Origin of the sequence: Pseudoalteromonas sp. T1lg10 (genome assembly GCF_002964545.1) — a bacterium.
GTDB lineage: Bacteria > Pseudomonadota > Gammaproteobacteria > Enterobacterales > Alteromonadaceae > Pseudoalteromonas.
The window spans coordinates 32,812-44,710 of the sequence record NZ_PQBV01000004.1 but is presented as its reverse complement, the minus strand read 5'-3'; the positions used below and the strand labels follow the sequence as shown (position 1 = coordinate 44,710).

Sequence of the window (11,899 nt, the reverse complement as noted above, 5' to 3'; positions counted from 1 at the left end):
ACATGATTAACCCGAGCAAAATTGAAGAAATCGCCCGCCAAATAGGCAGCAACATGCCCAAGGGCATGCGCGATATCGCCGAGAATTTTGAGAACAAAACCAAGCAGGTACTGCAAAACAAACTGGCGGAAATGGACTTTGTCAGCCGCGAAGAATTCGATATTCAAAGCCAGGTGCTGGTGCGCACGCGCGAAAAACTAACCGCACTGGAAGAGAAAGTAGTGGCGCTTGAAGCCATGCTGGCAGCACAAGCGAAAGACGCTGACGCAGAGTAAACTTTCTCTAGCTTTCGTGGTACACCAACCACTGATGCCGTTGTTAATATCTTGGCGCGGTTGCGACGACACCTTAGGGGCGGTTTACGCCCCCCTAAAAACCCCAAGACGCCCCAACATTGCATGATTACCTCAACGCGCTACGAGAAATGAACGTAACCAACATGCCCAGGACGTCCATAAATTGTTCCCTTCAACCTAGTTTCTTTCACTTTCCATCTGATTTAACATGAATTTTTACTTTCATTAGTGAAACCCCATTTGTTTAATGCTCCTACCTTACAAGGTAGGCAAGCTTGCAAGGTCTCATTAATACCCTGTTATACGATTTGCAAGTAAGGATGAAACTGAGAATGAAGTTTATTGAATTAGAAGTAAAAACTGCATTTATCGTGCATGGATTTGATGAGAATAACAAAGAAATAATTGAGAACATTTCGGATGAAGTGTTTGTAAAAAAACTTATATCAATTGATAGAATTCAATCAATAAGTGAAGAGTATGTTTTGGTTACTTCATCACATAGTCGAGTGATGTATTGGGAATATAATTGCTCTATGGTCGAGTTAACTAAAAAATTAAAATCTGCTGGATTATTAATCGCATAACAAACCGTTCAAGGGGACTGCCAACGCCTGGCGGTTTTTGTGCAAATCGGCACTTGTGATTACGGTTTGTTATTTTGAGTTCAGTGTTTTACGTTGTCAGCCCCTTAACCGGGCGTTATACATCTTAATAGATGAGAAATTAGATGAAAAAATATAGCCTTAAAACATTATCCATTTTTATCACGCTAGGATTGCTCGCCTCTTGCTCAAGTGTAAAAGAAGCGGGAAGAGATTTTGGCGGTGCTGTCAAAGAAGTGACAACAGAAATTGGTCATGCTTCAAGGGATGCAGCAAAAGCTATTAAGAAAGAGACGAAAAAAGTAGTCTCAGAAATTAATAATAATGAAGAATGATTAGCATAATGTCTTATCAAAACACTCCGAAACTAACAGGTATCGGTCTTCCCGTTTAGATTCGGGGAGTTTCCAAGGGGCGGTTGGCGCAAACCGCCCTTTGGTTATCGTCGCCAACGCGACAAACTCTTTCGGAGCAGAACCCCACTCACAGTTATCACCAATAATCTTACATATTGATTTATTACCGTTTTTAATAGATTTCCCCGCCATCTATTTATAGACTGCCCGCTCTCCATAGAGTGGCACAGCCAATAAAGCCACCAGCTTCTTAAATGCAAAAGGAAACCACATTTATGCTCGAGTCTGATGTTTTTAAAAGACGAGTCACCAGTAGCCAAGAAATCAGCCCGGCGCTTTATAACCTGACAATAGGGCTCTGTTTACTCTGGGGTTTTTCCGTAAACTGGTTTTTGGTCGTTAATATCGACCCGCAAACCCTGTGGGCCATCAACCCTTGGATCTTCTTTATCGGCTATTTTGCCTCCTGCCTTGTCGGGGTCTGGCTTTTTAACGAGTCGAAAAAACCAATAGTCAGCTTTATCGGCTATAACCTGGTGGTTGTGCCCTTTGGCTTAATCGTCAACATGGTGGTGGCGCAATACAATGAGGTTCTGGTTGTTGAGGCGATTCGCCTTACCGCCGGCGTTACCCTGATTATGATGCTGCTGGGCTCTATGTATCCCAAGTTTTTTCAACGCATTGCCGGGGCTCTCAGCATTGCCCTGCTGGCGGTAATAGTAGTCGAGCTATTCCAGATATTTGTCCTGGGGATACATCATGAGTGGATCGATTGGGCCGTTGCGGTGATTTTTTGTGGCTATATCGGCTACGACTGGGGCCGGGCGAACCAAATACCTAAGACTCTGGATAATGCGGTAGACAGCGCCGCGGCTCTGTATATGGATATTATTAACCTGTTTTTACGCATCCTCCGCATTCTAGGGAGAAAGCAGTAACAAAAAAGGGAAGCACTTGGCTTCCCTTTTTCATCTTACCGAGGTTAGTCGGTCAGCTCGCCACGAACGCGCTTAGCTACGTTCTCCAGCGCTTCCTTATAGCTGTCGCCCAGCTCCTGCTGGCAACGAGCCACAGAATTCATATCGTGCAGGCGGCCATTTTCCAGGCTATACACCCAGCCATGTACCGTAAGTTCCTGGCCACGGGCCCAGGCGTCTTGCACTATATTGGTACGACATACATTACGTACCTGCTCGATAACATTCAGCTCGATTAGGCGGGCAAGACGCTCCTGCTCCGGTGCCTGCTCAAGTAGCTCAAGGTGACGCTCTTTAATATCGCCTACATGGCGTAACCAGTTGTCGATCAAGCCAAATTTTGCTTCATCCAGAACCGCTTTAATACCGCCACAACCATAGTGGCCCACCACCATGATGTGTTTCACCTTAAGCACCTCAACGGCATACTGCATGACCGACAAACAGTTATGGTCGGTGTGCACTACTACGTTAGCCACGTTGCGGTGTACGAACAGCTCGCCCGGCATTAGGTCAACGATCTGGTTGGCCGGTACGCGCGAGTCCGAACAGCCAATCCATAAATACTCAGGATTCTGTTGCTCTGAGAGTTTCTTAAAGAACTCAGGATCTTGTTCGGTAGTACGCTTAGCCCACTGCTTATTGTTTTCAAAAAGATGACTTAAGTTTTTCACAACAACTCTCAATTTAATTTCGCTTCTATAAAGATATTTCTGGGTGTCAGTGACGATTCACAGAACTCGAAAATATCCACCCGGTAATTTGCTTGCTGCAAATATAAAGCACGATCGAGCACGAGCCAAACCTCAATTGCCCGACGAAACAGATGTCTTACCAGTTCAATACGGTCGGTCATATGCTTTCGATCAGCACCCAAGGCCAAATAATGCGGGTAATTCAAGCCCTCTGGCAGGGTTAGCCCTTTCTGCTGTGCCGCCCACTGGCAAAAGTCTTTAAACTCACCGCTAAACACCAGCTTACCCACAGAAGGCACTGGGGTATACTCGTTGCGTTTAAATACATCGCGCACCAATTGATCAAAGCCAAGACGCCACTGCACCTCGGTTTGGCGCAGCCGCTGCACCCGCTGCCCGGCGGTCACTGTTTGCTGCAGGGCTAACTTTAAGTCACTGCTATAAAAGCTGTTTTGGCTGGCTTTGGCGGCACTGCTCATGGCCTGATAATGATCACCGTCGATAAACAAATGATAGCAGCAAGGAGAAATAGACAAACGCTGGGTGCCCAAACGGCTGGCCTGGCGCATAAGTTCCTGATGCAAACCACCGCAGGCATGCAGGGCCACTGCATGATCACACTGCTGCAAGTAGCTCTGGCAATCGTCCTCAAGCACATTGGCGACATTAAAACGTATCGGCAAGGCAAAGCGCTGCGCCAACTCTTCTCCCTGAGCGCAGAGCTGTGGTTGAATTTCGACACTCTGTACGCCAATACCGTATTGATGCGCCAACAAACGCCCTAAATGGCCCTTGCCCGCACACCATTCCAATACGGTTTTGGTATTTTCTTGGGGTTGTAAATGAGCGACAAAGGCCTGAAGCTGAGTCAGCTTTCTGCCCTTAATGCCATTACTTAACCAAAAGGGTAAGGTCGGCTGCTCGGCCGCGCCTTGACGCAGCGGCAGAGCACTTAGTTTATCCAGCTGTGCCAGCTCGGGAATATAGGATTGAAAAAAACGCTGCAACTGCTTAGGGTCGGCTTCAAGCTCAGCCACCTGCTCATCGCTTAAGCCATCAAGCACCCGGGCCAGCTCGGGCCAAGGGTATTGGCCACAGGAAAAGGCTACACACTGCCAGTAACGGCGAGTTTGATATAAGAGGTGATCCAGCGCTTCAAAGTGCGCAAGCAAGGCAGGCATAAGGGTACGGCGGTTAACAATTTGCCGGCGATTATAGCAAAGTAAGTGCCGGTACGCCGCAGTAATTCTATGCCTTCTTGGAGTGCCGAGCGCAGAAAAATAAATGAAGATAGGCAGGCACCGCCACCATCATCATCACCAGAGCCAGCACCATCATCCAGGATAAATTCATCGGTGAGTGCGGCGGCGATGGCTGATAAATAAAGCCATCAAAATGCTTCGCCAGCTTATCCGACTCTAAATGGTAGAGCTCAGTGATCACCCGCCAACGGGCATCCGACATAGCCCCTATGGAATTCCCCGACTGCATGATCAAGGGCTTGAGCTGATCCGCCTCAAATGCCAATTGTTCCAAGGACTTATTGGGAGCGTAATGTTGCTGCGTAAGGGCAATGGCATGGTCGAGATTCAGTAATGCATAGCGCCAGCCGCGCATACTCGCTTGATGAAAGCGTTCAACCACCTCGGGGGAGTGGGAAATCAGGTGTTTCGAGGTAAAAAGCACATCGCCATATACATTCAGGCCATAACGTTTTGGGCACACCAAACGATAGTCTATGCCCAACTGGCTTAATTGATAGGGTTCATTGGTGACATACACCTGCATGGCGTCAATTTCTTGCGCCAGCCAGGCATCTAAATTGGACTTGCCAAGATGCTCTACCACCTCAACATCAACCTGGCGATGATCCAACAAGCTCATTAGCTCGGCATCTTCGCCCTTGGTCAGCAAACTGATACGCTGGCCTTGAAAGTCTTCGGGATTAAAAATGCCAGAGTCTTTACGCACCAGCCAGCAATAGGCTGAAGACTGCAATAAGGCCGCCAGTGCCACCACCGGCTTGCCTTCCAACCTTTGCTTGATAATGCCCGAGTGAGTCACTCCGAAATGAGCCTTGCCACTGAGCACCTTGGCCATGGTATCAGTGTCCGTTGGCGACGCCGGTACTATATTGACTTCTAAACCCACATCGCGGTAATAGCCCAGCTCCTTGGCAACATAATATCCGGCAAACTGAAACTGATGCTGCCACTTAAGCTGTAAGGTTACGTTTGTGGAGGAGTCAGCCCAAGCCCATGGCATGGTGCACAGCAGCAAGAAGCAAACACAGTAGCTAGCGAATACGGTGGCTTTGTTCACGATTCATCCCTGATTACGTTAACTACTCCACTATAAGCAAGCTTCGCTGATATTGCCAGTTGCGCCACCTTGGCGATGGGCTAAAAACTGGCGATAACAAGGATTTTGCGTTTCATCTATGTATTGATAGCCCAAACGCTGCAAATGCTGGTTAAAGGCCCCCTGCTCCACCTCGGGCACCTCAAATGCCGCCAGTACATTGCCGGTGGCAGCACCATGGTTGCGGTAATGAAACAGGCTTATATTCCATTTACTGCCCAGGGTATCCAAAAAGCGCGCTAAGGCGCCAGGATATTCAGGGAACTCGAAGCGCAACAAACGCTCTTCAAGCTGATCGCTGGGCTTGCCGCCGACCATATAACGCACATGCAGCTTAGCCAGCTCGTTCTCCGACATATCAACATAGTCGTAACCTTGCTGATCAAGGGCTGACAGCAGCTCTTGCAGTTCACTGGCGCCTTGGCGCAGACCGATACCCACAAAGATTTGTGCCTCGCCCGGACCGGCATACCGGTAGTTGAACTCGGTGATAGCACGGCCACCCAAGGACTGACAAAAACGCTTAAAACTGCCCTTTTCTTCCTTAATGGTGACCGCCAGCAGGGCCTCATTTTTCTCACCCAGCGCGGTGCGCTCGGCGACATGGCGTAAACGGTCAAAGTTGAGATTGGCACCGGAAAGCACAGCCGCCAGCTTAAGCCCCTTCACACCCGTGCTCTGCACCCATTTTTTCAAACCGGCCAGCGCCAAGGCGCCGGAAGGCTCGGCCACGGCGCGGGTGCCAACAAAAATATCCTGTACCGCTGCACAAATTTCATCGCCGCTGACGGTGACGACTTCATCGCAAAACTGCTGCGCCAACCTAAAGGTTTCGGTGCCGATGATCTTCACCGCCACACCGTCGGCAAAGCTGCCGACGCGCTCCAGTTCCACCGGCTTACCGGCGGCCATGGCCGCTTGCAAGCAGGCACTTTCTTCGGCTTCAACGCCGATAACGCGAATGTCCGGGCGCAAAGACTTGATATAGACCGCCATGCCGGCGAGTAGACCGCCGCCGCCGACCGGCACAAACACAGCATCCAGCTCGGGCAACTGCTGCATCAGTTCGCGGGCTATGGTGCCCTGGCCGACGATCACATCCGGGTCATCAAAGGGGGGCACAAACACCGCCCCCTGACGCTCGGCAAGCGCCAGCGCATAAGCCTTGGCGGCATCGAAATGATGACCATGAAGTATCACCTCGGCACCAAAATTACGCACCGCATCCACCTTGATCTGCGGCGTGGTCAAGGGCATCACGATAGTGGCCTGATGACCCAGCTCGGTGGCACTTAGCGCCACCCCCTGGGCATGGTTGCCCGCCGAGGCGGTAACCACCTTAGAACCCTTGGGTAACTTGCTCAGCTTGTTATAGGCACCGCGCAATTTAAAGGAATATACGGGTTGCTGATCTTCCCGTTTAAGCCAGATTTTTGAACCCAGCCTGGCTTCCAAGGCACTGAGTTCACTGACTTCGGTCACCTTGACCAGGGGCTCCATATTGGCCTGTATGATGGCGCGAAAATAATCGAGTTCGGTGGCCGCCATCAGCTTAACTCCTCAAGCTTCTGCAGATCACGCACCGCGCCCTTATCGGCACTGGTGGCAAGCAAGGCATAGGCTTTAAGAGCCGGGGTCACCACACGCTCACGAGCAAGCGGCTTATAGGCCTGCTTACCACGAGCCTCTTGCTGGGCGCGCCGCTCTGCAAGCTGCTCTTCGCTCAGCGCCAGGTTGATGCCACGGTTGGGGATATCTATCACCACCTGGTCACCATCTTCCACCAGGGCAATGGCACCGCCGCTGGCCGCCTCTGGCGAGACGTGGCCGATGGATAAGCCTGAGGTGCCGCCGGAAAAGCGGCCATCTGTGATCAGTGCACAGTCTTTATCTAGGGCCATGGACTTAAGATAACTGGTGGGGTAAAGCATTTCCTGCATACCCGGGCCACCTTTAGGGCCTTCGTAGCGAATGATCACCACGTCGCCCTTTTGTACCTTGCCCTCAAGAATACCATCGACGGCATCATCCTGAGATTCATAAACCCGGGCGGTACCGGTAAATACCAGCATGTCCTCGGCAACGCCGGCACTTTTTACGATACAGCCGTTTGGCGCCAGGTTACCGTAGAGCACGGCCAAACCGCCGTCCTGACTAAAGGCATGTTCAACACTGCGGATACAGCCCTGCTGGCGATCCAGATCTAACTCGTTCCAGCGATAATCCTGACTCATAGCCTTAGTGGTACGAATGCCTGCCGGGCCGGCACGATAGAAGGTTTGCGCCTGAGTATTGTTCGAGTCAGTAGCATCGAAACGGGCGATCACTTCGGCCAAACTCTTGCCTGCCACATGACCTACGGATAAATCGAGCTTATCGGCCTTGGCCAGCTCATTGAGTATGGCCATGATGCCACCGGCACGGTGCACATCTTCAATATGGTATTGCTGCGTGGCCGGTGCCACTTTGCAAAGAAATGGCGTGCTGCGGGACAGTCTGTCTATGTCCGTCATATCAAAGTCAACACCGGCTTCTTGCGCCGCGGCCAGTAGGTGCAACACAGTATTAGAGGAACCGCCCATGGCGATGTCCAGGGTCATGGCATTCATAAAGGCCGCCTGATTAGCGATATTGCGCGGCAGTACAGACGCATCATCATCACCATAAAAACGGTTACATAAATCGACGATACGCTGACCCGCTTCCACATAAAGCTGCATACGATCCTTGTGGGTCGCAAGCGTGGTGCCATTACCAGGCAGAGCCAGACCTAAGGCTTCGAGCAAGCAGTTCATGGAGTTGGCGGTAAACATGCCGGAGCAGGAACCACAGGTAGGGCAGGCGGAGCGCTCAACCTGCTCCGAGTCTTCATCGCTAACCGTAGGATCGGCGCCCTTGACCATGGCATCCACCAAATCCAGCTTGATATCTATATTGGCCAAACGGGTTTTACCCGCTTCCATGGGGCCGCCGGAGACAAAGATCACCGGAATATTTAAACGCAGCGCGGCCAGCATCATGCCCGGGGTGATCTTATCGCAGTTAGATATACACACCATGGCATCGGCACAGTGGGCATTGACCATGTATTCCACCGAGTCGGCAATGAGGTCACGCGAGGGCAGCGAATAGAGCATGCCGCCATGGCCCATGGCGATGCCGTCGTCTATGGCTATGGTATTAAACTCACGAGGTACGCCGCCGGCGTCGCGAATGGTCTGCGCCATCAGATCACTGAGCTGGTTAAGATGCACGTGTCCGGGCACAAATTGCGTGTAGGAGTTGACCACAGCGATTATTGGTTTTTTAAAGTCGCTGTCGGTCATCCCGGTTGCTCGCCACAGGGCACGGGCGCCCGCTCTTTTACGTCCTTCGGTTGTTGTTGCACTGCGTAATTTAGCCATGGTTACCTCGATATTTTTTGCGATTCACTGAATCGGCTTTCCTCATTCCCAAAAATTCGGCAACGCCCATGCGCTGCCCTCATTATTAGTCGTTTACGTATTCCAACCAGCCGCGAGGGTCTGGGCTTTGTCCTTTAACCAAAGCAAAATATGCTGCTTGTAGCTCTTCGGTGATAGGGCCTCGCGCGCCTTGACCAACGGGGATCTGATCCACGCTGCGCACCGGAACGATTTCTGCCGCTGTGCCTGTCATAAAAAACTCATCGGCCAGATATAAGGCTTCACGAGCAATTGCCTCTTCGCGCACCTCAAAACCACGCTCTTTAGCCAGCGGTCATTATGGTGTCGCGCGTCAGGCCAGGCAGGATACAGGCTGTGGTCGGCGGGGTATAAAGCACACCCTTTTTGATCACGAAGAGGTTTTCACCAGCACCTTCACTCAGCAAGCCATTGGTGTCCAAGGCGATGCCTTCAACATAACCGTTACGCTTGGCTTCACCCGAGATAAGCTGTGATGACAAGTAGTTACCACCTGCTTTAGCGGCGGTTGGCATGGTATTCGGAGCCAGACGGTTCCAAGAAGAAATACACACATCCACGCCCTGCGCCAAAGAGTCTTCGCCCAGATAGGCACCCCATTGCATCGCCGCAACGGTGACATCGGCAACACGGGATTTAGGGTTGATCCCCAGGCCCACATGACCCAAAAATGCAAACGGACGCAAGTAAGCATCGCTAAAGCCATTTTGCTTTACCGCATCCTTACAGGCCTGGGTGAGTTGCTCTAAGGTAAAGGGAATTTCCATACGGTAGATCTTGGCCGAATCATAAAGACGCTTAAGGTGATCGGTTAAACGGAAAATTGCCGGACCGTTTGGCGTGTCATAGGCGCGAACACCTTCAAATACCGAGCTGCCATAGTGCAGCGCATGGCTTAATACGTGCGTCGTTGCTTGCTGATAGGGGATCATTTCGCCGTTATGCCAAATCAGTTCAGAGCTTTGTGTCATGTGTTGTACCTTCTTTAAAATTCAATTCTCGCGTTGCCAATGGACGCGGACTAACTTGCTTGTTGCTGTAGCTGTGCCGTGGTGACACTGTGCACATCTACTAATTTATTGAGCTGCTGTGTTAAAAGATAGATAGGTTTATCGCTATCTACCGTGATATTGACCGCAAATTGATCTTGGTCACAGGCCAATTCCAGGGCGGTCAGTTTAAAACCACGGTGACGAGCCACTCGCAGGAAACGCTCCACGGCCACGGTTTGATTCGCTAAGTTTAGGGTTAAACGGTGTTTCATGGTTTTTTCTCGCTATTGGCTTGGGTCATCATTTGGTCATTGGCGGCACCCGGTGGAACCAGGGGCCAAACATTGTCTTTATCGTCTATGCATACATGCAGTAAATACGGGCCCTTACTGCTGAGCATGGCATCTAACGCTTCATCTACCTGCTCCTGATGGGTGATGCACTGTCCATCGATACCGAATACTCGCGCCAAAGCGACAAAATCCGGGTTATCCGAAAGATTAGTTTCACTGTAGCGCTCGGCGAAAAATAACTGCTGCCACTGGCGTACCATGCCAAGACGCTGGTTATCTATCACCACAATTTTCACATCCAAATTATTGCGGCGTATAGTGGCCAGCTCTTGGATATTCATCATGATTGAGCCATCGCCGGATACCGTCAGCACCATATCGTTCGGGCGCGCTATTTTGGCGCCTATGGCCGCCGGCAGGCCAAAGCCCATGGTGCCAGCACCGCCACTGCTTAAGTGATTGCTGGGGTGAGAGAACTGCATATGCTGGGCCACCCACATCTGATGCTGACCCACATCACAACAAACCACCGCATCGGCACTTAAGCGCTGTGACAGTTTGTTCAAGAAGGCTGGGGCGTAAACCGTTTCGCCAGGATAGTCATAGCGCCACGCATGCTGCTGTGCCAAGGCGGTGATATGCGCGCACCAATTCGGCTCGGTGACAAAACAGTGCAGCTGCGGCAAAGAGGCTTTTAAATCAGCCACCAAAGAGGCGGCGGCAGGCTTGCGTTTACCCACCTCGGCGGCATCTATATCCAGGTGAATAACCTGGGCATTGGGGGCAAATTTAGTCAGGTTACCGGTCACCCGGTCGTCGAAGCGTGCGCCGATACACAACAATAGATCGCATTGCTGCACCGCCAGGTTGGCTGCTTCACCGCCGTGCATGCCTAGCATGCCAAGGTTCAGTTCATAGTCTGGTGTCACACTGCCCAGGGCTTTTAGCGTTTGTACCGCCGGCATCTGGGTTTTATACAAAAACTGCATCAGTTGGGCTTGCGCATCCGCGGCCTGAACGCCGCCACCGATATACGCGACCGGGCGCTGGCATTCGCTGAGTAGCTGATTGGCCTTGTTCACCTGTTCCTGACACGGCTGCTGTCGCGCCTCGCTATCGGCCAGCCAGGGCTGATATCGAGCTTCACCCATTTGGATATCTTTGGGGATATCCACCAGCACAGGGCCGGGGCGACCACTTTGAGCAAGATGAATGGCCTGTTGCAGTATGGGCGCCAAATCTTCGCTGCGCTCTACCATAAAGCTGTGTTTGGTGCAGGACAGCGACATGCCCAAAACGTCCACCTCTTGGAAGGCATCGGAGCCGATGGCGGCGGTGGGAACCTGACCTGTGATCGCCAACAGAGGCACAGAGTCCATCATGGCGTCGGCTAAAGCGGTGATCAAATTGGTTGCGCCCGGGCCACTAGTGGCCATACAAACTCCCAACTTGCCACTGCTACGGGCGTAGCCTACTGCGGCAAAACCGGCACCTTGCTCGTGACGAGTAAGATAGTGAGTTACCTGAGATTCATACAAGGCGTCATAAATGGGCATGATGGCTCCGCCTGGGTAACCAAATACCTCATTTATTCCTTCCCTTGCCAATATCTCTACTACTAATTCTGCGCCGGTCATTGTTCCTCATTCCTCAATGTGTTGGCCCTGAAACGAAAAAGCCCCCCGAACTTTTCAGTGCGGGGGGCCTTAAGCGTGTTAATTTTTTAACGCACTACGAAGCCCCCGCGGTAATAATAATCACCACGGTGTTAATCACTAGGACTAGGCTTGATAGCAGGTTAAGCATAAATTAATTCGTTCTAAGTCTAATTAAAAAATCTAATGGACGGCTGGGCCGTCGCTCTTTTTCTATTAGTACCGC

At 51.2% G+C, this 11,899-nt stretch carries 11 protein-coding genes and 1 pseudogene; 4 read left to right on the top strand and 8 right to left on the bottom strand.

The genetic code is table 11. The annotated features are described in order from the left end of the window. Positions 1-2 precede the first annotated feature (2 nt). From ubiK to C2M17_RS02540, 4 genes are all read left to right on the top strand, one after another. Positions 3-275 carry a ubiquinone biosynthesis accessory factor UbiK gene (gene ubiK / locus C2M17_RS02560; protein WP_105199314.1) on the top strand — a complete coding sequence of 91 codons (273 nt, stop codon included), beginning with the start codon at positions 3-5 and terminating at the stop codon, positions 273-275. 353 nt (positions 276-628) lie between these two features. Next, the gene (locus C2M17_RS02555) at positions 629-883 is read left to right on the top strand and encodes a hypothetical protein (RefSeq protein WP_105199748.1); all 255 of its coding nucleotides are present in this window, start codon (positions 629-631) and stop codon (positions 881-883) included. A 143-nt stretch (positions 884-1,026) separates the two neighbouring features. Next, on the top strand, positions 1,027-1,236 hold the full coding sequence (locus C2M17_RS02550) for a hypothetical protein (protein WP_105199313.1): 210 nt from the start codon (positions 1,027-1,029) through the stop codon (positions 1,234-1,236). A 296-nt stretch (positions 1,237-1,532) separates the two neighbouring features. After that, positions 1,533-2,195, top strand: coding sequence for a Bax inhibitor-1 family protein (locus tag C2M17_RS02540; RefSeq protein WP_105199747.1), 663 nt, complete (start codon positions 1,533-1,535; stop codon positions 2,193-2,195). Positions 2,196-2,239: 44 nt separating this feature from the next. Here the strand turns inward: C2M17_RS02540 and can are convergent, their stop codons facing one another. The 8 genes and pseudogenes from can to ilvG form a co-directional block, all read right to left on the bottom strand. Then, entirely contained in the window at positions 2,240-2,908 is a 669-nt protein-coding gene (gene can / locus C2M17_RS02535; protein WP_105199311.1) for a carbonate dehydratase, read from the bottom strand. An 8-nt stretch (positions 2,909-2,916) separates the two neighbouring features. Beyond that, positions 2,917-4,110 (bottom strand): methyltransferase, encoded by a 1,194-nt coding sequence (locus C2M17_RS02530; RefSeq protein WP_105199310.1) that lies wholly within the window; start codon positions 4,108-4,110, stop codon positions 2,917-2,919. A 67-nt stretch (positions 4,111-4,177) separates the two neighbouring features. Next, complete coding sequence (locus C2M17_RS02525; RefSeq protein ID WP_233997903.1) at positions 4,178-5,251, bottom strand: ABC transporter substrate-binding protein; 1,074 nt, start codon at positions 5,249-5,251, stop codon at positions 4,178-4,180. A gap of 30 nt (positions 5,252-5,281) precedes the next feature. Next, complete coding sequence (ilvA, locus tag C2M17_RS02520; protein ID WP_105199309.1) at positions 5,282-6,838, bottom strand: threonine ammonia-lyase, biosynthetic; 1,557 nt, start codon at positions 6,836-6,838, stop codon at positions 5,282-5,284. Further along, a complete protein-coding gene (gene ilvD / locus C2M17_RS02515; protein WP_105199308.1) occupies positions 6,838-8,694 on the bottom strand; it encodes a dihydroxy-acid dehydratase in 1,857 nt (618 codons plus the stop codon). Before ilvD ends, ilvA begins: the two co-directional genes overlap by 1 nt. An 85-nt stretch (positions 8,695-8,779) precedes the next feature. Beyond that, positions 8,780-9,704, bottom strand: a pseudogene (locus C2M17_RS02510) (branched-chain amino acid transaminase). Positions 9,705-9,754: 50 nt separating this feature from the next. After that, a complete protein-coding gene (gene ilvM, locus C2M17_RS02505) occupies positions 9,755-9,997 on the bottom strand; it encodes an acetolactate synthase 2 small subunit (RefSeq protein WP_105199307.1) in 243 nt (80 codons plus the stop codon). Next, a complete protein-coding gene (gene ilvG, locus C2M17_RS02500; RefSeq protein WP_105199306.1) occupies positions 9,994-11,655 on the bottom strand; it encodes an acetolactate synthase 2 catalytic subunit in 1,662 nt (553 codons plus the stop codon). The genes ilvM and ilvG overlap by 4 nt, the downstream gene beginning before the upstream one ends. Positions 11,656-11,899: the final 244 nt, after the last annotated feature.

Bases quoted from the DNA above. Each gene is read 5' to 3' on its own strand.
- C2M17_RS02550 (WP_105199313.1), top strand. From the start codon at position 1,027: ATGAAAAAATATAGCCTTAAAACATTATCCATTTTTATCACGCTAGGA.
- ilvD (WP_105199308.1), bottom strand. From the start codon at position 8,694: ATGGCTAAATTACGCAGTGCAACAACAACCGAAGGACGTAAAAGAGCG.
- C2M17_RS02555 (WP_105199748.1), top strand. From the start codon at position 629: ATGAAGTTTATTGAATTAGAAGTAAAAACTGCATTTATCGTGCATGGA.
- ubiK (WP_105199314.1), top strand. From the start codon at position 3: ATGATTAACCCGAGCAAAATTGAAGAAATCGCCCGCCAAATAGGCAGC.
- C2M17_RS02530 (WP_105199310.1), bottom strand. From the start codon at position 4,110: ATGCCTGCCTTGCTTGCGCACTTTGAAGCGCTGGATCACCTCTTATAT.
- ilvM (WP_105199307.1), bottom strand. From the start codon at position 9,997: ATGAAACACCGTTTAACCCTAAACTTAGCGAATCAAACCGTGGCCGTG.
- ilvA (WP_105199309.1), bottom strand. From the start codon at position 6,838: ATGGCGGCCACCGAACTCGATTATTTTCGCGCCATCATACAGGCCAAT.
- C2M17_RS02540 (WP_105199747.1), top strand. From the start codon at position 1,533: ATGCTCGAGTCTGATGTTTTTAAAAGACGAGTCACCAGTAGCCAAGAA.
- ilvG (WP_105199306.1), bottom strand. From the start codon at position 11,655: ATGACCGGCGCAGAATTAGTAGTAGAGATATTGGCAAGGGAAGGAATA.